The sequence below is a fragment of the Pseudomonas sp. A-RE-22 genome, assembly GCF_019956035.1.
Taxonomy (GTDB): Bacteria; Pseudomonadota; Gammaproteobacteria; order Pseudomonadales; family Pseudomonadaceae; genus Aquipseudomonas; species Aquipseudomonas brassicacearum.
This window is the reverse complement of sequence record NZ_JAHBCZ010000037.1, coordinates 16381-39977: the sequence shown is the minus strand read 5'-3', so window position 1 is coordinate 39977 and position 23597 is coordinate 16381. Positions and strand designations below refer to the sequence as shown.

Sequence of the window (23597 nt, the reverse complement as noted above, 5' to 3'; positions counted from 1 at the left end):
TCGGTCCCGAGCGGCTGTAACCGCCTATCCCCTATAACCAACGCTGGCAGCTTGATAGCACTGCGTTGCGCCCCTTAGAGCGAACCCGAAAGGATGAGTAGGATGCTGCGCTGCAAACCCCAGACGAACCTGAATGCTCCACGTCGCGATGGCGAGTTGTCGATGTTGCGGCTCAAGCCGCTGGCCCAGGCCATTGCCCTGCTGATGGTGGCCGGCAATGCCCACGCAGCGACGGCGTTCAGTTCGGCCTGGTTTGCCGCCAAGGGCGCGTCCCAGGCCGGTGGCGCGGCGCGGCCTACGACCGCGCAACCAGGCATGCCGCCGCCCCTGGCGCAGCAGCAACGGGCCAATGCGCAGTTGCAGCGTTCGCTGACCAACCTCAACAACACCGTGGCCGCCATCGCCGCCCAGCAGGCGGCCCAGGCCGCCGGACGGCAAGCCGCGCTCGGGCAGGTACAGGTCGTGCCCGACGGCTTGGGCGAGGGTGGGCTCAAGGTCGATAACAGCCTGACCCAGGGCTGGCTCAACGCCAAGGGCCCGCAGCAGACCCAGGCCGGTGGCAAGACCACGGTGAAGATCGAACAGACTGCCGACAAGGCGATTCTCAACTGGGAAACCTTCAACGTCGGGCGCAATACCACGGTGGATTTCCAGCAGCAGTCGGACTGGGCCGTGCTCAACCGGGTCAACGATTCCCAGGCGCGACCGAGCCAGATTCAGGGCCAGATCAAGGGCAACGGCACGGTAATGCTGGTCAACCGCAACGGCATCATTTTCAGCGGCAGCAGCCAGGTCAACGTACGTAACCTGGCGGCGGTGGCGGCCAACATCAGCGATGAGCAATTCAGCAAGCGCGGCTTGTATGTCGATGCCACTGGCAGCCAGCCGACCTTCACTGACGCGGCGGGCAAGGTTGAAGTGCAGCAGGGCGCACTGATCGAAACCCACCGCGCCGCTACCTCTACGGCCGGTGGTGGTTATGCCTTGCTGCTGGGTACCGAAGTGGAGAACGCCGGCTCCATCATCACCGCCAAGGGCCAGACGACGCTGGCAGCTGGCGACAGTTTTTATATCCGTCGCGGCCAGGGCACCAGCGGTAACGCACGGTCCACCACCCGTGGTAACGAGGTTGCAACCTCCCTCAAAACCGGCAGCACTGCCGGTACGGTGATCAACAGCGGCCTGATCCAGGCCAGCACCGGCGACATCACCCTTACCGGGCACAATGTGCAGCAGAACGGCGTGGCGGTGACGAGCAGTTCAGTGGACATTCGCGGCACCGTGCACCTGCTCAACGCCTCGAGCGACAGCAGCGGCAGCGTGATCCTGGGGCAGGGCAGCGCCACGGCGGTGTTGCTCGATGCTGCCGGCGGCAGTGCCCTGGACAGCCAGCGCAATGCCGGACCGGCCGGCTTGGATGGCACGCCGAACAACCTGATCACCGGTCGGTTCAACAACCTCAGCAGCGTGGTCGACCGCACCGATCAGTCGCGGGTCGAGATCGTCAGTGGTGGCAGCGTCGACTTCCAGAGCGGCTCCATCACCCTGGCCACCGGCGGTCAGGTCGCGGTCAGCGCCGCCGGTCGCAGCCTGGTGCGCGACGGTGCGGTGATCGATGTCTCCGGCGCCATCGGCGTCAAGGTGGCAATGGAGTCCAACTCCATCAAGGTCAACGTGCAGGGCAACGAACAGCGCGACGCACCGGTCAACCGCGAGGATGGCAAGCTGACCAACAACGATGTATGGGTGGACGTGCGCGACTTGATCTACGTGCCGGCGGGCACCAACGGCTACGCCACCGACCGTTGGTACACGGCGGGTGGGCTGTTGGAAGTCGGCGGCTATTTGGGGACCCGAGGCCACAGCGCCGGTGAGTGGGCTGCTCAAGGCGGCACCCTGACGTTCACCGGCAACGACGTGGTGACCCAGCAAGCGGCGCAGTTGAACCTGTCCGGCGGTACCCTGGATGTGCAGAGCGGCTACCTGCGTCAGTCCTGGCTCAAGGGCCCCAATGGGCGTTTGTATGACTTGTCCAAGGCGCCGGGGGATATCCTCTACACCGGGATTTACAAGGGCTACGAAGACCACAGCCAACGCTGGGGCCAGACTGATTACTACTACAACCCGCTGATCGCCCCACGACAGCGCTTTGAAGCTGGCTACACCGTCGGCCGTGATGCCGGCAAGCTGGTGGTGTCGACCCGCAACGCGGTGCTGGAAGGCCAGATTGTCGGTGAGGTCTATCAGGGCGAACGCCAGACCCAGGCACCCAATCTCAATCTCGACGGCTACCAGCAATCGCAAAACGCCGTGGCCCGACGGGCGCAATTGTGGGTGGGCAGCTACACGCCGATCTATGACAAGACCAGCGGTGTGATCAACAGCGCCTTGAACCCCACGCTCGATCAGATCACCGTCGGCAAGGTAGCCGACAAGATTGCTGCGGGCCTTGACCTGACCTCGGTGGTCGACACCGATCGGCAAGGCAAACTGGTTCTGGATAACAATCTGCTCAACGGCTTCCAGCTCGGTGCGGTCAAGATGGCGGCGCTTGAGGGCATCAAGGTCGATGGCGAGCTCAAGGTGGCCGATGGCGGCGACATCACGCTTTATGCATCACAGGTCGAGGTGAATGCCGACCTGACGGCCCGCAGCGGTCGCATTGTGCTGGGTAACGTGCTTAAACAGGTCAGAACCGATAATTTCCAGATGGGCGATGTCGTGCTTTCGCCCGTCACCGGTCAGCGTGCTGTGGTCACGTTGGGCGAGGGCGTGACGTTGAACGCCGCTGGCCGGTGGAGCAACCTGCTGCTTGACGGCAACGACCGTCAGGGCTTGCCATTCATCAATGGCGGCACCGTGTCTGTGCGCAGCGGCGGCGATATCGACGTGGGCCAGGGCAGCCTGATCGACGTCAGCTCCGGCGCCGCGGTCATGGCCGATGGCAAGACCCGCGGCGGCAAGGGCGGTGACTTGACCCTGACCGCCGGTCTAAGCGCGTCGTCCGGTAACGGCGCCTTGAACTTGGACGGTGAACTGCGCGGCACCGGGGTGAGCGGTGGCGGGACCTTGAAGCTGGCGGCCAATAAAGTGCTGATCGGCGACAGCGGCTCGCCGCTTGAACCGGGCACCTTGCAACTGAGTGGCGATTTCTTCGACAAGGGTTTCTCGGCCTATGACATCACCGGTAACGAAGGTCTGACCGTGGTCGATGGGACCCGGGTCGATGTGACGATGCCGGTGTACCGCTTTGGCGAGCAGGCGTTGAGCACCGGCAGCGGCGCAGAAGCGGCTGATGCGTTGCAGCGCTGGACGCCGCAGCTGTACCAGGAAGATGCGATCAAAGGCGTCCTCTCCCAGCGTCGCGGCGCGAGTTTGAGCCTCACTGCCGGCACCGAGAACGCCAGCGCCGCCGACATGGCCAGCACGGTGTTGAACCTGGGCAAGGGCAGTGTGATCAGCGTCGATCCGGGCCAGGGGATCGATGTTCGCAGCATCGGCCAACTGACCGCCAACGGTACCCTCAATGCGTGGGGTGGGCGGGTCAGTCTCAACGGGTTGAGCGTCACTGGTGCGGGCGAAGGGGTCAATGCCCAGGGCCACGGTCGTTCCATTTGGTTGGGCGAACAGGCGCTGATCGACGTCTCCAGTCGCGCCGTGACTGCCCAGGATATGCGCGGCCAGACCTACGGTCTGGTGCGCGATGGCGGGCAGATTGTCATCGGTGGCCAGATCGATGCCGCGAAAGGATCGGCTGCAGCGTCCGAATTGTTTGTGGTGGTGCGCGACGGTGCGCGTTTGCAAGCGGATGGCAGCCAGGCCGTGCTGGATATTCCCGGCCAGGGACGTACCTCGGTGGCGAGCAGCGGCGGCAGTATTTCCCTGGCATCGGCCAATGGTCTGTACCTGGACGGCGACTTCAGCGCTCGTTCGGGTGGCACAGGGGCTGCAGGCGGCAGTTTGTCGGTGGCCCTGGAAACGCCGTATTACCGCAACGATGCGGTCAGTGACCGGGTCTTGCAAGTGCGTGAGCTGGTGCTGGGGCAAAACGCCCAGGCGACCCTGCTGGGCGACACGGCCGAGACCTCGGCGGACTCACTGGTCTACGGTCACGGTCGCTTAGGCGCGGATCAGGTGCAGTCGGGCGGCTTCGACAGCCTTGCCTTGTTGAGCAATGGCCTGTTGAGCGTCGATGGCGACGTGTCACTGTCTCTGGGCCAAAGCCTGAGTCTGTATGCCCGCAGCTTTGTAACGAGTGCAAACGCGCCAGCCAATACCCGGGTCCAGCTCAATGCCTCCCATGTGCTGCTGTCCGGGCCTGCGGCTGGTCGGCCGAATCCGGACGGGTATACCCGGCCAGCGGTCGAGGGCGGCGGTGTATCGCTGTTGGCAAACAAGGCAAAGTTTTCCGTTAACGCAGACCTGCTGGATGTGCAGGGCAGTGTGATATTTAGCGGCAAAGGCATGCTGAGGCAGGCAGACGGCCGTACCGTCGAGCTGGAGCGCGCCGGTTTCGACCGGGTCCAGCTAAGCAGTCAGGGTGATTTACGATTCCTGGCCGGATTCTCTGGCGCCTATATGCCCGAAGGCTTCACTACCCAATTGCTGACCCCTTCGGACATGATCTTGCAAGCGGCGCAGTTGTATCCCGCGACCGGGGTCGGCGCACGGATATTGGCAGGATATGGCTGGGGCACTGAACCCGGTAGCGGCATGATTCTCTATGATCCGGCGCGTAGCCTGGTCATCGGACGCACCACACAGGTAGCACCTCAAGTGCCTTATTCGGTGTTCGGTCGCTTGCAACTGGGTAGCGCCAAGATCGAACAAGGTGGTGTTGTCCGTGCACCTTTGGGGTTGCTTGAAGTCGGTACAAACGACAGCTTGGCGGGTGTATCGGCTCGAGTAGACTTGTTGCCGGGCAGCCTGACCTCGGTCAGCGGCCTGGGGTTGGTGCTGCCTTATGGTGGCACTGTCGATGGACAGAGCTATCAGTACGCTGGAAAGAAGGTTGTGTTGCTAGGGCAAGGAGCGGCTACCGGAAATGGTGACCTGAGTATCGGCGTGATTCTCGGCGGTAAGTCGGTGGCGGCCCAGGAAGGCTCGGTGCTCGATCTCTCTGGTGGCGGTGAACTGCTTGGCGCCGGTTTTATCTCTGGCCGAGGCGGTTCCACCGATGCGCGCTTCAACCCGCTGGTACAAATCGGCGCCAATGGCGGTTTCACCTTGCCGGGGCTGTCCAGCAATCCGGTCTACGCCATCGTGCCGGGCAATCGGAGCCAATACGCGCCGGTCGCCCCCGAAGGTGGAGCAGTGGATCCCAGGGTAGGTCAGCAAATTACCATTGGCGCCGGTGTGCCAGGGCTCGCCGCCGGTACCTATACCCTGATGCCATCCACCTACGCCTTGCTGCCGGGAGCGTTCCGGGTCGAGGTCAACGGTTTGGCGGGGCAAGGCTCCACTTCAAGCGCGCAACAGATGCGCAACGGTTCCTGGACCACCGCCGGGGTGCTGTCGGTGGCCAATACCGGGCAGCGCAACAGTTTGTCCAGCCAAGTCATCCTGACCTCGGGAGATGTGCTGCGTCGCTACTCCCAATACAACGAAACCAGCTACGCCCAGTTCGCCGTGGCCGACGCCGCGCGTTCGGGCGTTCCCAGGGCTTTGTTGCCGGTCGATGCCAAGACGTTGAAGTTGAACCTTACAAAGGGTACCGCAGATCAGGCTTTCTCCTTCAAAGGCATCGGCAAGTTCGCGCCTCAGAGCGGGGGGTACGGCGGCACCGTCGCGGTGGTCGCCAGCAATGGTACCGCGCTGGAGGTGGTCGCCGAAGGGCGGGGGGCTACGGCCGGCTTCGAGGGCGTAACCCTTAATGCCGAAAGCCTCAATGCGTTGAATGCCTCACGCCAAGTGATCGGCGGCCAGTTTTCGGTGCTCTATGGCCAAGGTGGCAACTACATCACGCCGCAAAGGGTCTCCCGCAGTGTCGCGCTGCGTGAAGGTGCGACCCTGTCGGCGCCTGAGGTATTCCTCCTGGCCGACGGCGGCGAGCTGTTGGTGGAACAAGGCGCAGCCATCAACACCATCGGACGGGGCAAGGCCGCTTACGATGCCCGTGATGGTTTTATCTATAACCTCAATGTGACGTTCCAAAACTACAGCTTGCTGGCTGCCTCCAATGGCTTGCTCAGTGTATTGGCCCCTCTGTCAGGCACCACCGGCACAGTCAACATCGGTGGATGCAGCCTGACGCCGTGCAGCGGCGTGACCCGGATTCACTCCGAAGGCAGCATCGTTGCTGCGTCCGGCAGCAGCCTGGCGTTGGACGACCAGGTGCGGTACGGCACCCGTCACCTGACCCTGGCCCTGAGCAACATCAACGTCGGCACCGCCCAGGCCCTGAGCAACGCGGCGACGCGCCAGGTGCTGCCTGCCGGTCTGACCTTGAGCCAGACCGTGCTCGATCGCCTGTTGCGCGGGGACACCGAATACGGTGCTCCAGCCCTGGAAACCCTCGAACTGTCGGCCAGTCAGGCGCTGAATTTCTACGGCACCGTCAGTCTCGACACCTATGACCCGACAACAGGCAAGTCGCGCCTGAACAACCTGATGCTCAGCACCCCGGCCATTTATGGCGCCGGCAGCGCCAGTGACGTGGCGACCATTCGCACCGCCAACCTGATCTGGAACGGTGCCGTTGGCGCGCCGGGTTCGGTGATTGCCGGCGGGGCCGGTACCGGTGCTGGTCGCCTGGACATCCAGGCCCAACGCATCGAATTCGGCTATGGCGAGTTCGCCCAGCCGAGCTCCATCACTACCCTGGATCGTCTGGCGCTGGGCTTCGCCAACGTCAACCTCAGTGCCAGCGAGCGCCTGACCGCCAACCACAAGGGCAGCCTGGCGGTGTATCAGAGCCAAGGGGCCTATGACGCAAAAACGGGCTATGCCTACGGCGGCGGCAACCTGAATATCCTCACGCCATTGCTCACTGGAGAGGCCGGTTCGGTGAACCGCATCACGGCGGGTGGGGCGATCAATGTAACCGGCACGACCGCCAAGCCGGGCGCTGTCTCCGGGCTCGGGGGCGAGTTGTCCCTCAAGGGCGCGAGCCTCAACCTCGCCAGCGCGGTGATGCTGCCCAGCGGCAAGCTGACGCTGAGCGCGACGGATGACCTGACCCTGGTCGATGAGGCGCTGATCGACGTGGCGGGCCGCACCGTCACCTTCAACGATGTGACACGCTACAGTGCCGGTGGTGAGGTGATTCTGCAAAGCCTGAACGGCAACATCCGCCAGGCTGATGGTTCAAGCATTGATCTCTCGGCCCGCAACAACCAGGCTGGCCGGCTCAGTGCCGTGGCCCTGGACGAGGGTGCCGGGATCGTCGATTTGCAGGGGCGGATTCTCGGCAGCAGCACGGGCGAATATGACGCTGGCGGCACCGCCATGCCGTACCTGGCCGGCGGCGTGGAAATCCAGGCCCAGCGCCTGGGCGGCAGCGGCAACCTCAGCGAGCAGTTCGCGGCCTTGAACCAACGATTGAACGACGGACAGGTGTTCGGCTCCCGTGGCTTCCAGCTCAAACAGGGCGACCTGGTGATCGGCAACGAACTCAAGGCCTCGACCATCAGCGTGTCGGTCGACAACGGAAACCTGTTGGTCAATGGCAAGGTAGACGCCAGCGGCGAACGGGTCGGCAGCATCCGGCTCGCCGCCGGGCGCTCCCTGACGCTGGGCAGCAACGCGGTGCTCGATGCCCATGGCAATCGTCTGCGTGTAGACAGCTACGGCAAGATTATCGACTCACCGAACCGCGCCATGGTCGACCTGACCTCCCGGGGCGGCGTGCTGACAGTGGCCGACGGTGCGCGCATCGATCTGCGCCATGGCACCGCAGCGCCTGCGGGGCAGCATGATGGTCGCGCTCGCGGCACCCTGGAACTCAATGCCCGGCGCGCCGGGCCAGATGCCACCCATGGTGACATCGCCATCGACGCCAGCGGGAACCTGGATATCCAGGGCGCTCGCTCGATTGCCGTCAACGGTATGTGGCAGTACAGCGATGCCGACTATGGCAGCGATCCGGCGGCAAGTGGCCGTCCTTATCAGGTCATCGACCAGGCCTACCTGGATGGCAAGCATCTGGACAGCATCGCCTTCATCAACGCGGCGCTGACCAACAGCGATTTGATGCAACGTAAACTCGCCGGCCTGAACAACGCCCGTTATGCCGATGCATTCCACCTGCGGCCTGGTGTGGAGATCGTCAGCGCCACCGCCGACGGCGACCTGGTGGTGCAGGGAGACCTGGACCTGTCCCGTTATCGCTACGCCAGTGTGAACCCGCATACGCAGAAAACCGACATATACGGTTCCGGCGAGGCCGGTGCGCTGACCCTGCGCGCCGGTGGCGACTTGAGCATCTACGGCAGCATCAACGACGGTTTCGCGCCACCGCCGCCCACGCAGGATGACAAAGGCTGGGTGCTGCTGCCCGGCATCGATTTCACCGGTGGCGACATCGTCGTCCCCGGTGCCGGCGTGACGCTGGCCGACGGTACGGCGTTCCCGGCGGGAACCACGCTCAACTACGACTTGCCGATCAAAGATGTGACCCTGGCTGCCGGCACCCGGTTGCCAGTGGCGGCGATCCTGAAGCAACCCCTGGAACTGCCGGCTGGCACGGTATTGGCGGCAGCGGTGCACGACGCCTCCGGTAACCTGCTGTTTGCCGCGGGCACTTTGCTGAGCCGGGCCCAGACCCTCGAAGCCGGCTCGCAGTTGGGTGCTGGCAGCGTGTTGAGCGGTGCCGCCGAATTGCGCGGCTTCACCTGGCCCAAGGGCGTTGCGCTGCCCAACGTGGCAAACGCGGGCAATGCGCAGACCAATATCCTCAAGCTAGAAGGTAGCCTGGTCTTGAATCGCGGTTCACTGATTCCGTCAGGGACTGATGTGAAGTTGCCGGACGGTGTCGAATCAGTGCAGTTTCGTCCAGAGGTCGCGGGCAGCGACGGCCGGATGTGGGCCATCGCTCCGATGCTCGCTGAAGGCTCCCAGTCCTGGTCGCTGAGACTGGTCGCCGGGGCCGACACGACGGCTGCAGACAGCCGGATCGTCCGGCCTGAACCCGTCCATGGCGACTTGCGTCTCGCCGACAGCCATTACGGTATGTTCGGTGTGCTCGTGCCTGGAAAGGGCAGCCTGATATGGACCGAAGCGGGCGTAGAGGACATGTTGAACAACGGAATCACGGTCGAACTGGGACAGCCTGTCGACGAAACCATCTTTCGCGATATTTTCGGTTACGAATCGGCCGAGGCTTTTTGTGCCGATTTCGGTGGCAATTGCACGCTCCAGTCTTCTTACAAATGGACCAAGTCAGCAGAGGAGCAATTGGCAAATTCCGGCTTCGAGGTCAAGGCAGGCGAGTTGATCAGCCAAGCAGCTGCGCAGTTTTTCAAGTTCGACTCGGTCCAGTCGCTCTGCGACGCGGTACCGGAAATTTGTACCCCCGCTGACGGAGAGTATAAACCGGTTGCCGGCAGTGTCCGTCCAAGTGTCATCCGCACCGGAGTCGGTGACCTGGAGCTGCTAAGCGGTGGCAGCCTGCGCATGGATTCGTTGTTCGGCATCTATACCGCTGGCACCTCGTCGGGACCGACGTTCCCGGGCGACCCCTACAACCAGCCCAAGGCCCTGGGCAGCAACGATGCGGTGCTCAACGACGCTGATGGCAGCAATGAGAAACTGGTCGATGGCGGCACTGAAAGTCTCTATCGCGCCTGGTATCCGGATGCGGGCGGCAACCTGTTGCTTAAGGTCGGCGGTGATCTCAGCGGCAACTTGACCGCGCCTGCCACCCCTAACGGGCGTCCGAACCCCGCCGACAAGGGCCAGGATTCGGTCAATGTTGGCAATTGGCTCTGGCGCCAGGGCAATGGTAATTCGTTGAACGGCCAGCCGACGGCCTGGTGGATCAATTTCGGCAGCTATACCGCGTCGACAGAGCTTGGGGGCGCTGATCAGATGGCCGGTTTCACCGGCTTCGGGACCCTGGGCGGCGGTGATCTGGATGTACAGGTGGATGGAGACGCGGGTGTATTGAACCAACTCACCGGCAGCGATTTCAGCGCAAACATTAACCCTCGCAGCCAGGGGTTGCTGTTGGCGGTGGGCAGCACCGGCCGCGTGGGCGCCGATGGCAGCCTGCAACTGACCGGCGGCGGTGATCTCAATCTGCGTGTGGGTGGTGCTTTGAATCCCGAGGGCCTGTTCGTGAGCGGGCATCTCAACGGCGCGGTCATCAACCTGCGGGGGCACGCGCAGATTGACAGCGGCGCCATCGGTCGAATCGATCTTCAATACGGCAATGCTGTCGCAGCACAGTCCCCAGGAGAAACGCGGGCCTACGACTCCTTCAAATCCACACGAGGGTTTGCGACCGGCGGCCTGACCCTCATGCCGGGCGATGCTACCTTCGATCTGACGACTTCAGGCGACCTTGTGGTGATGGACGTCGCCGATCCGGGGCGGGCGCCGATGATGAGTGCCTCACGCTTCAAGGACGGTAACACCAACGGATCGGGCCTGAGTTGGTTCACGCTGTGGACGGCCAATACTGCGGTCGACTTGTGGTCGTCGGGAGGTAACCTGACACCTTTCACCTTCAGTACCGCAACGGATCTGGCGGTCGTCTATCCGTCGATCCTGAGGGCTGTGGCAGCCAGTGGCAGTCTTTATTACGGGAAGTCCTCGCAACTGTATGACACAGGCTATAAAGGCGACAATCGCCCAGCCCTGCTGCTCGCTCCCGGCATCAACAGTGAGCTGCAATTCATGGCCGGCGACTCCATCTACGGTGGCGACATGTCGGTCAGTCGCTCCGGTGCCGCATCGACTGCCTTGGCGACGCCGTTGCGACCAGCCTTTGTCGGTATCGTCGATGGTTTCATCATAAAGGCCAGCAATCTCTCAGCCGATGGCAACCTCGCTCGCCCTGATGCGAACATATTGCCGCTGTTTGCCTTCGACACCAGCAGCGCTTCCAGCGAATGGGCCCTCAATGTCGATCCTGCTCGCTTCTATGCGCTTGAAGGTGACTTGCTGGCAGTCGCCACTGGACGGTCGATGACATCAGTCTCCACGGGCAGATGGCCGGGGCGAATCGCCTACGAAGGCGCCGGACCTGTACGGATGATGGCTGGGCGAGACATTGTCAGCAGCGGCATACCGCTGGGCGGGTCTCTGAATGAGAACTCCGACGTGGGTAATTACACCAGCACCGGCAACCTCTTCATCCACAACAACCCCACCGACATCTCCATCGTGTCAGCCGGGCGCGACATCCTTTACAGCACCTTCAACGTCGCCGGCCCCGGCCTGCTTGAAATCACCGCCGGGCGCAATATCCTGATGGACGACAAGGTCAGCATCACCAGTATCGGCGCGGTGGTGCCAGGGGATCCGCGTCCTGGGGCGAGCCTGGTGCTGCAAGCCGGCGCGGGCCTCAATGGCGCGGATTACGAGCGCTTCGTCAAGGCCTACCTGGACCCGGCCAACCAGGCTTTGGCCGGTGTGCCCCTGGCGAACCAGGACGGCAAGGTCGCCAAGACCTACGAGGCGGAACTGGTGGATTGGCTCAAGGAACGCTTCGGCTTCAGCGGCGACACCGAGCAGGCCCGCAACTTCTTCGCGGCACTGCCGGCGGAGCAGCAGCGGGTGTTTGCCCGCGACGTGTACTTTGCCGAGCTCAAGGCCGGTGGTCGGGAGTACAACGAAGCCGGCGGCGTGCGCCAGGGCAGCTACCTGCGCGGGCGGGAGGCTATCGACTTGTTGTTCCCAAGCAAGGATGTGGCGGGCAACGCGATCACCTACAAGGGTGACATCACGATGTTCGGCGGGGCGGGTGTGCACACCGATTTCGGCGGCAGTATCCAAATGCTCACCCCGGGCGGCGGGCAAACATTCGGCATCGAGGGCAATGCGCCGCCGTCCACCGCCGGGGTCATCACCCAGGGCGAGGGCGATATCCAGTTGTATGCGCAGAACAGCATCCTGCTGGGCCAGAGCCGGATCATGACCACCTTTGGTGGCTCGATCCTCGGCTGGTCGGCCCAGGGCGACATCAACGCCGGTCGTGGTTCGAAGACCACCGTGGTGTACACGCCGCCCAAGCGCTTGTACGACACCTGGGGCAACGTGACGCTGTCGCCGTCGGTGCCGAGTACCGGTGCCGGTATCGCCACCCTCAACCCGATTGCCGAAGTGGCGCCGGGGGATATCGACCTGATCGCGCCGTTGGGCACCATCGATGCGGGCGAGGCGGGGATCCGGGTGTCGGGCAACGTCAACATCGCGGCGTTGACCGTGGTGAACGCAGCCAACATCCAGACCCAGGGCAAATCCACCGGCGTGCCGCTGGCGGCCTCGGTGAACACCGGGGCCATTACCTCGGCCAGTTCGGCGGCGTCTTCGGCTACGCAGGCCGCTGAAGACGTGGCGCGTCAGCAACAGAACGCGGCGCGGCAGAACCAGGCGTCGGTGTTTACCGTGCAGGTGGTGAGCTTTGGCTCCGAGCAACTGGCCCCGTCCCGCGACGGCGCCAGCCGCGAAGCGCCTCGGGCCTACGACCCGGCCAGCCCGGTGCAGGTCCTGGGCGCAGGGCCTTTGGATGAACAGAGCCGTCAGCGGCTGACTGAGGAGGAGCGGGGGCGGTTGAGTTTGTAAGAGACCGAGCTTGCAGTGAGGTTGGCTGTGCTGGCCTCATCGCGAGCAAGCCCGCTCCCACAATAGGTCCAGCGGTGCGCATAGCTCATGAACACCCCACAGATCCCTGTGGGAGCGAGCTTGCTCGCGATAGCGGTGGGGAGGTGGGTTACAGCCACCTCGGCATGGTGAAGAACGAGGCCATTTCCGAGCGGGCCAGGGCCGCGCCGAAGTAGGGGCCTTGGACATGGTCGCAGGACACGTTGCGCAGCTGGCTGAATTGCCGCGCGTTCTCGATGCCTTCTGCGGTGACCATCAGCCCTACGCTGCGGCTCAATCGGATCATCGCCAGGACGCCCTCCTTGTCATCCTCCAGACCCAGCTGCGTGAGGATGTTGCGATCGAAGCGGATGCCATCGAACGGCTGGTCCAGTACTTCGCGCAGGGAGGCGATGCTGGTGCCGAACTTGTCGATGTTGATCCGCACGCCGAGGTCCTTGAGCGCATGGAGGGTGCTGGCCACGGTCTTGTGGTCGGCCAGCAGGACACCTTCGGCCACTTCCAGGGTCAGCCGGTGGGGCGCCAGGCCGCTCGTTTCGAGGGCTTCCTGCACCTGGTTGAGCAGGAAGCTGCTGTTGAACCACCGGGGTGAAACCGCGATGGAAACATTGACGGCGCTCGGCCAGGTGGCGGCCTCTTCACAGACGTTGATCAGCATCCAGGTGCCCAGTTCTTCAAGCTGGCCCGAGGTTTCGGCCACCGGTATGAAATCGGCCCCACCCAGCTCGCCTTTCTCGGGATGGTGCCAGAAGGTCTGGGCTTCGAAACCGTGCAGTTGCTCGGCGCTCACATCGAAGCGAGGCAAGTAGCGCAGTTCCAGTTGATCCCGTTGCATGGCGTCGCGCAGTTGCTGTTCGTATCGCCGCCGGTCGCGGGCCAGGTTGCCCATGGCTTCCACGTACACGCGCCAGGTGTTGCGGCCGGCTGCCTTGGCCGCATACAAGGCGATGTCGGCGTGGCGCAGCAGTTCATCGGCACGTTCGTCTCCGGGCTGCGACCAGGCGACACCGATGCTCACCCCCAGGTACAGCGTGTTGCCGTCCAGGTGCATGGGCCGTTGCATGCAATCGATCAGCCGGGCACAGAGTTGATCGAGATCGCTGGCATCGCCCGGGTCGGGCATGACAATGACAAACTCATCACCGCCCAGACGTGCCACCAGATCGGTGCCACGGACGTTTTGCTGGAGGATATGCGCCACTTCCTTGAGCACTTTATCGCCCACGGCATGGCCCAGGGAGTCGTTGACCGGCTTGAACCGGTCCATGTCCAGGTTCAGCAGCGCCAGGGGCGGGCGGTCAGGTCGGTCCAGGTGTTCGCGCAGGCAGTCGAACAAGCGGTTGCGGTTGGCCAGCCCGGTCAGTGGGTCATGCAGGGACAGGTGCTTGATCTGGGCCAGAGCCCTCAGTTCGTCGGTGATATCGGTGGCGGTGCCGCGAAAACCCAGGGCACCTGCCTCGATGGCCCGTACCGACAGTTTGCAGGTGCGGATGCGCTGGTTGCGCGCGGTGTACTCGCACAGTAGCGGCGCCGAGGAAACGCTGTTGGCCCCGCCGAGCAGCCATTGGGCAATCGAGATCGAGCCGCCATGGGGGTGAAGCAGCCGGTGCAGCGGTTTGCCCAGCCACTCCGTGGGACTGAAGCCGGTCACCTGGTCGAAGCGTTCCGACAGATAGGTCAGGGTCCCGGTCGAATCGACCTCCCACAACCAGTCGGATGAGACTTCGGCAATGTCGCGGAAACGTTCCTCACTGCGTTCCAGCGCTTTGCGGTGGGCCAGCAGGCTGGCGTACTGGCGTTCCTGGGCGCGGAGCATGGCCAAGGCATGGCGCAGAACGGCCAGGGCCAGAATCCCCAGTACCAGTAACGCCACGGCCAGCAACGGCAGGAGGAATTTGCGCAGGTCCTGGCCCGGGGTCTGCGGCCGCCAGGCCAAGGCCTCCTGGGTCAGCTCGTCGAGCTGCAACTGGGCGGTATCGGCTGGGCCCGGTGTCCTGGCGATATGGGCATCGGGCAGGGCGAAGTCCCGCGCCAGGTTTTCCAGGGCTCCGGGATCAAGGACCTTGACGAAGAGCATCAGGCTGGGCGGGCCGGGGATTTCGGGCACGCTGCTGTCCGTGCCGACGGTGATGGCGGACGCGGCGACAAACGCAGGGGCGTCCTCGTGATGGAGCATCTCGACCACCACTTCCTCGTGATTTTCCGCGGCGCTGGCTTTTTTCAACAGCGCTCGCAAGTCGCCGGCCAGCCAGGTATCGGCATCGACCTCACTCATCTGGCCATCGATCACCGAATAGACAGTCTGGCCGGTTGGCGAAATGACAAACACCGCCTGGTAGCCATAGAGCGAAAACACGCTGCTGCCGACGTTTTCCTGGTCATAGGCCCATTCCTTGTCCACGCTGGCATGCAGGTGCCGGTAGGCGTCGCTCCACTTGGAGTAGTCGCTCAGGTCCCGTCCGATACCTTTGCGGATCCCCTCGATGGCCCGCTGGGCGAAAAACAGGCTCTGTTCACGGGCGCGGCGGTCCTGGGCGCCGGTGATGTTGAGCAGCACGGCGATCGCCAGTGCAGACATGACAAACAGCAGGAGCATGATGGCCGGAAAAGTGCGACGGGTGAAACTTCGGGTTGGCGAACCCGGGGAAAGGACAGTCGAGTCATTGCCTGCAATTTCAATCATAAAAATAAGTCATCAGCCAAAAAGCGATTTCATCCGCACCTGTCTTATATCGGCTGGTGGGCTGATTTACTTAGACGTGATCACACAGGAACTGGCGGACATGGGGGCCTGCATCAGGTGCGGGCCTTGAAGCGCAACGTCCATTCGAGGGCGAAGTCCCGCTGGCGCAGGTAACTGACCCCGGCGGCGACCAGCAGGGCCATGAACGCGGCGAGCGCCGCCAGGGCCATGTCCTTTTGTGAATCCCAAGGGTCCTGTTGGGCACCGACAAAGGCCTTGGCGGTATCGCCCCCGATGTAGGCGCCACCCAACCATTCGATGATTTCATAAATCGCCGACGACGCAAGAATCAGGCTCCAGGCCAGGAAATAGCCCCTGAACCCCGTTGCTGGCGCAACCCGAAGCAAGGCCTCGCGCAGCGGATAGGCCAGCAGCAGGCCGTAGCTGAAGTGCACCAGCCGGTCGAACTGGTTGCGCTGGAAACCCATGAACTGATCAAGCGACTGGCCCCCCGTCAGGGCCTGCCACCACTGGTTGTAAGGCACCTTGGCATATGTGTAGTGGGCGCCGACTTCATGGATGCAAAGGAACACGAACAACAGCGTCGCGGACAGCCGGGAGAAGCTGAATCTCCGATGAACGGTCACCAGGACCACCAATAACGCGATGACCAGCAGGTTCTCCGCCAGCCAGTCGCTGCGTTTTATCGGCGCAATGGCCAGCCACCCCCACACCACGCAGAAAGCCAGGAGCAGGGATCGTTCATAGCGACGATGCAGCTCAATGGTTGGCATCGCGTCGTGCCTCACTCTTTATCCGTGCGCTGGCCCGGCAGCAGGCTGCTCAATACCTGCTTGGCGGTTTCGACCACGATGCCCCGCTCGTTCGGGTCGCCCTGGAGCAGGGTCGAGGCAAACTTTTTCGCCTGTTCCAGCTTGATGTGCGGCGGCAGCGGTGGCACGTCGGGGTCGGTGCGAAACTCGATCAGCACCGGGCGATCCGCCGCCAGCGCGGTTTCCCAGGCCGTGGCCACGTCGTCCTCGTGCAGCACCAGGATGCCCTTCAAGCCAATGGATTCGGCGAACAGGTGGTAGGGCACGTCGGGGATGTCCTGGGAGGCGGCGAATTTCGGATCGCCCTCCATGACCCGCTGTTCCCAGGTGACCTGGTTCAAATCCCGATTGTTGAACACCGCGCAGATCCAGGTGCCATTGGCCCAGGTGCGCCAGTATTTGGCGACGGTGATCAGCTCGGTCATGTTGTTCATCTGCATGGCGCCATCACCCACCAGGGCGATCACCGGCCGCTGCGGATGGCAGAACTTCGCCGCGATGGCATAGGGCACGGCCGCGCCCATCGACGCCAGGCCACCGGACAGCGAACACATCATGCCGCGGCGGATCTTGATATCCCGGGCGAACCAATTGGCGCAGGAGCCGGAATCGCAGGTAATGATGGCGTGCTCCGGCAGCCGCGGCGACAGTTCGAAGGTGACCCGCTGCGGATTGATCGGCTTGGCGCTGACCCGGGCGCGTTTTTCCAGAGTCCGCTCCCAGCGTTCGCACCAATGTTCGATCTTCTTGCGCCAGGCACGGTCGGGTTTTTCTTCGATCAGCGGTAGCAGGGCGCGCAAGGTATCGACGCTATCGCCGTGCAGGTTGACTTCCATGGGGTAACGCAGGCTGAGCATGTCCGCCTGAATGTCGATCTGCACGCCCCGGGCCTGGCCTTCAGGTGGGAGGAATTCTGCGTAGGGGAAGCCGGAGCCGATCATCAGCAGGGTGTCGCAGCCGGCCATCAGGTTGTCGCTGGGCTCAGTGCCGAGCAGGCCGATGGTGCCCGTGACCCAGGGCAGGTCATCCGGCACGGCGGCCTTGCCCAGCAGCGCCTTGGCCACGCCGGCGCCGAGCTTCTCGGCGATGGCGATCACTTCGTCGGTGGCGTGCAGCGCTCCGGCACCGACCAGGATGGCGACTTTCTTGCCGGCATTGAGGACCTCGGCGGCCTTGCGCAGGTCCTCTTCGTAGGGGACGACGCTGGGTTTGCGGTAACCGACGCCGGAGTGAACCGTACCGTGCTTGTGGCGTGGTGCGGTGTATTCCATGTCCTGGAGATCGTTTGGCAGGATCAGCGCCGTGACCCGGCGCTCGCCCACCGCCGTGCGTACGGCGCGGTCCAGCAGGTGGCGCACCTGGGCGGGCACACTGGCTTGCTGCACGAATGCCCCGGCCACGTCCTTGAACAGGCTGACCAGGTCCAGCTCCTGCTGGTAGTGCCCGCCCAGCGCTGCGCGCGCCTGTTGGCCGCTGATGGCGAGCACTGGCATGTGGTCCATCCGCGCGTCGTAGAGGCCGGTCACCAAGTGGGATGCGCCGGGCCCGGAGGTGGCGATGCAGACGCCCAGCTCACCGGTAAACTTGGCGTGGGCGCAGGCCATGAATGCGGCCATTTCCTCGTGGCGGGCCTGGATGAAGCGGATTTTTCCCTGGGCGCGGTTCAAGGCGCCAAAGACGCCGTTGATGCCATCGCCCGGATAGCCATAGATACGGCGAACCCCCCATTCGTAAAGACGTTCCACCAGAAAATCACCAACGGTCATGCTCATGCCTGTCCCTCGCTTCAGGCCGCCGTCGCTTGGCGCGACGTGCAGCGGTTGACGTTCATACAGGACTTGACCAGTGCTTGCCGTCCAAGGTTTCGATTTTTTCAACGCCAAGGTGCTGCGGCGCAGGCGCTATGTGCGAGCTCCTACAGATCAGTCGCGTGTTGCGGTCGTTGGCGTCGCTGGGTGGCCTGGGCCAGCTTGCCCACCAGGCGGATGGCGGTGGCGGCGCAGATCAGGCCGAAGGGCAGCACATACCAGGCGCTCATGGGGATGCGTTTGAAGTTGGAATAGGCAAAGATCGCCGCCAGCACCCACATGCCGGTGACATGCAGGCGCTTCCAGGCCTTGAAACCGATCAGGCGCGTGGTGCTTTTGAACGAGGTCAGCGCCAGCAGCAGGATGAACACGTAGCCCACCGTGCCAGGCACGTTGCCAAGGGTGGTGCGGCCGGGCCAGAACTCGGGATTGAGCTGGCCGTAGCTGTAGATCAGCACGGCATGGACCAGATGGGAAAACGCAAAGGCCAGCCCGATGAAGCGCCGTTCGCGCACCAGGGACCGGCTCAGGGGCGAGGGCACCAGCACCGCGAATGCCGAGGCGGTGAAGGCCAGCAGGAACAAGATAAAAGACGAACGCGCCGTGGCGCGAATGGCACTGCGCACGCCTTCGGTCAGGTCCGGGTTGAGCACCAGGATCAACCCGGTCATCAACAGCACCAGGGCGGCGAGCAGGCTGAACAGCGACCAGCCCTGATAACGAAAGGGGGATGCAGTTGCGGTAGGCATGTAAAGGCTCCGTGGATGGTGAGACCCGGCCGTGATAGCCGCCGGGAACACCGGGGAGTCTTGCAAGCAGGTGTAAGCGGGGTGTGTCCGCAACGCAGGATTGTGCAAGTTTGTGTATGCCGATCACCCGCAGACACACTGGCATACAAATCGTATCCAAATCCAACACCCAGCCCCTGTGGGAGCGAGCTTGCTCGCGATGGCGTCAGGTCAGTTGAACAGGTGCTGGCAGATACACCGCTATCGCGAGCAAGCTCGCTCCCACAGAGGCTATGTCAGCTTGCGAATGCCAGCCGCAACTCGGCGCACAGACCACCGCCGTCGCGGTTGCTCAGGGTCAGTGAGCCGCCCATGGCGATCGCCAGTTGCTGGGCGATGGCCAAGCCCAGGCCGGTGCCGCCGGTTTCCCGGTTGCGCGAGCTTTCCACCCGGTAAAACGGCTTGAGCACCTCGGCCAGTTCCTGCTCGTTGATCCCGGGGCCACGGTCCAGTATCTGTATCGCCAATTGCCCGTTGTCGGCGATCTGCACATGGATCTGCGCCGCGCCACCGAACTTCAGGGCATTGTCCACCAGATTGACCAGCACCCGCCGCAAGGCATGGGGACGGGTGTCGATGACCGCGGCGTTTTTCCCGGTCAATTGCACGTCCTTGCCCGTGTCCTGGTAGTCGAACGCCAGGCTGTCGAGGAACGCATCCAGGCTGATCCGGCAACTGGCCTCCGTGGCGCCGTGGATGCTGCGGGCATAAGCCACGCCTTCACGCACCAGGTGCTCCATTTCACTCAAGTCGCTCCACAGCTTGTCCCTTTCGATCCCCTCGTCCATGAATTCAGCGCGCAGCTTCATGCGCGTGATGGGGGTCTGCAAGTCGTGGGAAATCGCTGCCAGCAACTGCATGCGCTCCTTGAGGTAGGCAGCGATGCGGTCTTGCATGGCATTGAACGCTTTGGCGGCATGCACCACTTCGGTCGGGCCTTTCTCGTCCAGGCGAACGCTGTGGGCGTTAGGGTCGAGGGTTTCCACCGCCTGGGCCAGCCGGGTCAGTGGGCCGACGGCGAGGCGCACGGCCAGCCAGGTGCAGCCGATCAACAGCGCCAACTGCCCCAGCAACACCATTGGCAGCCAGGGGGAGAGGGGTGTCATCGCCGGGCGTACGTCGATGGTCAGCGGGCTGCCGTCCCCCAGGCGCAGGTGCGCCTGATAGTGCATTTTCGGCCCGGGAATCTGTTTGAAGGTCAGGCCATACGCCTGGCCGATGGCTTCCTGGATCGAACTGACCGAGATCGGCGCGTCGGCAAGATCCATCGGCTGCCCGGATTGGCCTTCGTCGAGCAGGTAGCCATAGTTGCGCCGGGCGAGTTTCGGCAGCCAGGCCTGGCGTTCGGAAGCAGGCAGGCGGTCAAGAATGGCGACGGAGGTCGAGACGTCGGTTTCCAGGTTGCCGAGCATGGTCGACTTGGCGCTCTGGTAGCGCTCGTAGTACTGGACGCCGAAGGACAGCCCCTGGGCCAGGATCAGGCCAATCAGGAAGATCAGCGAGAGCCTCGAGGCCAGCGTACGCGGCCAGCGCAGCGGCAGGCTCATACCGAGGCCTCGAGGATCTCCACCGGCAGCGAGAACACGTAGCCTTCGCTGCGCACGGTCTTGATGTAGGCCGGCTCCCGGGCATCATCCAGCAGGCGCTGGCGCAGGCGGCTGACCAGCAGGTCGATGGAGCGATCGAACAGGTCGGCGTCCCGGCCCTGGGTCAGGTTAAGCAACTGGTCGCGGTTGAGCACCCGTTGCGGATGGTCGAGGAATACCCGCAACAAACGATATTCGGCGCCGCTCAAGGCAACCATGGTGCCGTCGGTGTCCAGCAGGTGGCGGGCGGTGGTGTCCAGGCGCCAGCGCCCGAACGCCAGCAGGCGACCGCTTTCGGTGACCACCAGGTTGGGCGGCAGCATGCGGGTGCGGCGCAGCACGGCGTTGATGCGCGCCAGCAGCTCCCTGGCGGCGAAGGGCTTGACCAGGTAATCATCGGCGCCCATTTCCAGGCCGATGATGCGGTCGGTTTCGTCGTTGCGCGCGGTGAGCATCAATACCGGCGTGGCCTTGTGCTTGCCGGCACGCAGCTCCCGGCACAGCACCAGGCCGTCGTCGCCGGGCATCATGATGTCCAGCACGATCAGGTCCACCGGGGTGGTTTCCAGGAAGGCGCGCATTTGCCGGCCATCGGCGACGACAGTGGTGCGCAGGCCGTTCTTTTTCAGGTAGTTGCCAACCAGTTCTCTGATCTCGCGATCGTCATCCACTATCAACACGTGATCGACATGATCCATGGTGTCCAGCTCCTCGGCGTTTCGTTGTGAGCAGTCTACAGGCGCCGGCCGGCCCGGCTCGCGGCGGTTTGTATTGCAGTGTATCTGGCGCGCGACGGATACACAGCGATGCAAAAAGCCACCTGGTTCGATACAGGCGCGATACCTGCGCGGCATTCAATGGCGTCCATCGAGGCAACACAACAGGCCTCGGCAGATAAAACCATTGAATCGAGGAATCGCCATGAACAGCAAAGCCATCTACGCCGCCTGCCTCTTCGCCGCACTGAACATTTGCACCCTGTCGGCCCGGGCCGAAAGCAACGTGCAGGCGCAGACCTACACCTACGGCACCCACCTGGACATCCAGAAGGTGCTGTCCCTTAGCGAAGACGCCGAGCCGACCTGCGGCGTGGTCAACGCCCAGATGACCTACCTGGATTCGGCAGGCCACAAGCAGGCGCTGGACTACCGCAAGTTTTCCGACAACTGCAATGACGGTAACTGAGTCGCCGTGGAAGCCAACTTGTGACAGTAAACCTGTGGGAGCAAAGCTTGCTCGCGATAAACGATGACGCGGTGATTGCCAGGAATCGAGGCGTCTGCATCGCGAGCAAGCTTTGCTCCCACAGAGGTGCTGACCGATTGGGTGTGTTCTGTCTACCTACCTACCTACCATTGAGGTGTTGCCATGCTTCTGATCGCTTTTCTCGGCGGGATCCTGACGATCCTCAGCCCCTGTATTCTTCCGGTGGTGCCGTTTCTGTTTGCCCGGGCCGATCGCTCCCGTGGCTCGGTGCTGCTGACCCTTGGCGGCATGGTGCTGACGTTTGCCCTGGTCTCCAGCCTGGCGGTGGTCAGCAGCGAGTGGGTGCTGCGTGCCAGCAGCGTCGGCCGCCAAGTCGCCTTGGCGGTGATGGTGGTGTTTGCCTTGTCGCTGATCTTCAGTCGGGTCGGCACCTGGCTGGCGCGGCCGCTGGTCAGCCTGGGCAATCGCCTGGACGCCGGCGCCGGGCGGATGGCCGGGCCTGTGGCTTCAGGGCTGATCGGGGTCGCCACCGGGCTGCTCTGGGCACCGTGCGCCGGACCGATACTCGGGGTGATCCTGACCGGGGCCATGCTGCAAGGCGCCAGCGCACAAACCAGCTTGCTGTTGCTCGCCTACGGCCTGGGCAGCGCCTTGTCCCTGGGCACACTGATTCTGGCCGGGCGCGGACTGGTCGGACGCCTGAAACTCTCGCTGCCGATCACCACCTGGCTGCGCCGGGGAACAGGGTTGGCCGTGTTGCTGGCGGCCGTGGCGATTGGCACCGGGGCGGATGACCGCTTGTTGGCGGCGACTTCCTCCCAACAATCGGCCAGCTTGGAAAAAAGCCTGCTGGAGAACGTGCCCAAGGCCATCGACTATGTGGTGAGCAAGGCCGGCGCAAGTTCTATGCCGGCCCTCGAATCCCAGGGCGCCATGCCTGCGCTGGACGGCGCGGTGCAATGGCTGAACTCACCCCCGCTGAGCAGCGAATCACTCAAGGGCAAGGTGGTGCTGGTGGACTTCTGGACCTACGACTGCATCAACTGCCAGCACACCTTGCCCTATGTGAACGGTTGGGCGAAGAAGTATGAAAAGGACGGGCTGGTGGTGATCGGTGTCCACACCCCGGAGTACGGCTACGAGAAAATCATCGACAACGTGCGCGAGCAGGTGCGCAAGCTGGACATCCATTATCCGGTGGCGATCGACAATCAGTATGCGATCTGGCGTGCCTTCAACAATCAGTACTGGCCGGCTCATTACTTCATCGATGCCAAGGGGCAGGTGCGCTACAGCCATTTTGGCGAAGGACGCTATGGCGAGCAGGAGCAGGTGATCCAGCAACTGCTGCAGGAGGCGAAGGCGGGCCAATGACCGTGGCGAGGGAGCTTGCTATTGGCAAGGGATCTGTGGGAGCAAGGCTTGCCCGCGATGAAGTTCGCACGGTCTATCGGGAATCGAGTCGTCTGCTTCGCGGGCAAGCCTTGCTCCCACAGATAATCCCCTAGCCACAAAAATTGCACAGCCGTGCTGGCCCCTTGCTCAGTTACATAAGGTCAAACTTCTTTCCTTTCAGAAAGTTGGGCGACAAACCTATGCGTATTTCTATGTGGGTCGTGGCGACGTTTCTCCTGGCCGCCGTTTCGCTTGAGGCCCAGGCCAGGGCGCTGACGCAAAACCAGCAGTCGGTGTGCCGCTGGGGTTCGGATATCGCGGCAGGGGCGCAGGCGTCGAAGCTTTCCGGCGTCAGCCTGTACGGCGCGCGCAAGAAGCTGCAAGTGCGCAAGTTTCCCCGGCCCTGGATGCGCATGACCGCCCTGGGCATTACCGAGCAGACCTACAACAGCGCCTCGCGTCTCAAGCCGGTCGCAGTCAAGCAGACCTACTACGAACAATGTGTCCGTCACGAACTGGCGCGACGATAGGCC

General features: G+C 63.3%; 10 protein-coding genes. 4 read left to right on the top strand and 6 right to left on the bottom strand.

The window, feature by feature from the left end:
* Positions 1-102: 102 nt before the first annotated feature.
* Positions 103-12726: a filamentous hemagglutinin family protein gene (locus tag KGA89_RS18945; protein ID WP_223472261.1), complete on the top strand. Its 12624-nt coding sequence runs from the start codon at positions 103-105 to the stop codon at positions 12724-12726.
* Positions 12727-12874: 148 nt separating this feature from the next.
* Here KGA89_RS18945 and KGA89_RS18940 read toward each other — a convergent pair whose 3' ends face one another.
* The 6 genes from KGA89_RS18940 to KGA89_RS18915 all read right to left on the bottom strand — a co-directional run bounded on the left by KGA89_RS18940 (position 12875) and on the right by KGA89_RS18915 (position 21161).
* Positions 12875-15448: an EAL domain-containing protein gene (locus tag KGA89_RS18940; RefSeq protein WP_223472260.1), complete on the bottom strand. Its 2574-nt coding sequence runs from the start codon at positions 15446-15448 to the stop codon at positions 12875-12877.
* Positions 15449-15561: 113 nt separating this feature from the next.
* Positions 15562-16242: a DUF2238 domain-containing protein gene (locus tag KGA89_RS18935; protein ID WP_003202596.1), complete on the bottom strand. Its 681-nt coding sequence runs from the start codon at positions 16240-16242 to the stop codon at positions 15562-15564.
* An 11-nt stretch (positions 16243-16253) separates the two neighbouring features.
* Entirely contained in the window at positions 16254-18053 is a 1800-nt protein-coding gene (locus KGA89_RS18930) for a thiamine pyrophosphate-requiring protein (RefSeq protein WP_223472259.1), read from the bottom strand.
* A 143-nt stretch (positions 18054-18196) separates the two neighbouring features.
* Positions 18197-18838, bottom strand: coding sequence for a ferric reductase-like transmembrane domain-containing protein (locus KGA89_RS18925; RefSeq protein WP_003202593.1), 642 nt, complete (start codon positions 18836-18838; stop codon positions 18197-18199).
* A 275-nt stretch (positions 18839-19113) separates the two neighbouring features.
* Positions 19114-20424: an ATP-binding protein gene (locus KGA89_RS18920; protein WP_223472258.1), complete on the bottom strand. Its 1311-nt coding sequence runs from the start codon at positions 20422-20424 to the stop codon at positions 19114-19116.
* Positions 20421-21161, bottom strand: coding sequence for a response regulator (locus KGA89_RS18915; RefSeq protein ID WP_003202589.1), 741 nt, complete (start codon positions 21159-21161; stop codon positions 20421-20423). The genes KGA89_RS18920 and KGA89_RS18915 overlap by 4 nt, the downstream gene beginning before the upstream one ends.
* A 223-nt stretch (positions 21162-21384) precedes the next feature.
* On the opposite strand from KGA89_RS18915, the gene KGA89_RS18910 reads away from it, so the two are divergent.
* The 3 genes from KGA89_RS18910 to KGA89_RS18900 all read left to right on the top strand — a co-directional run bounded on the left by KGA89_RS18910 (position 21385) and on the right by KGA89_RS18900 (position 23594).
* Positions 21385-21648, top strand: coding sequence for a DUF2790 domain-containing protein (locus KGA89_RS18910; protein ID WP_223472257.1), 264 nt, complete (start codon positions 21385-21387; stop codon positions 21646-21648).
* Between the two features lie 183 nt (positions 21649-21831).
* A complete protein-coding gene (locus tag KGA89_RS18905) occupies positions 21832-23043 on the top strand; it encodes a cytochrome c biogenesis protein DipZ (protein WP_223472256.1) in 1212 nt (403 codons plus the stop codon).
* 221 nt (positions 23044-23264) lie between these two features.
* Positions 23265-23594 carry a hypothetical protein gene (locus KGA89_RS18900; RefSeq protein WP_027911912.1) on the top strand — a complete coding sequence of 110 codons (330 nt, stop codon included), beginning with the start codon at positions 23265-23267 and terminating at the stop codon, positions 23592-23594.
* Positions 23595-23597: the final 3 nt, after the last annotated feature.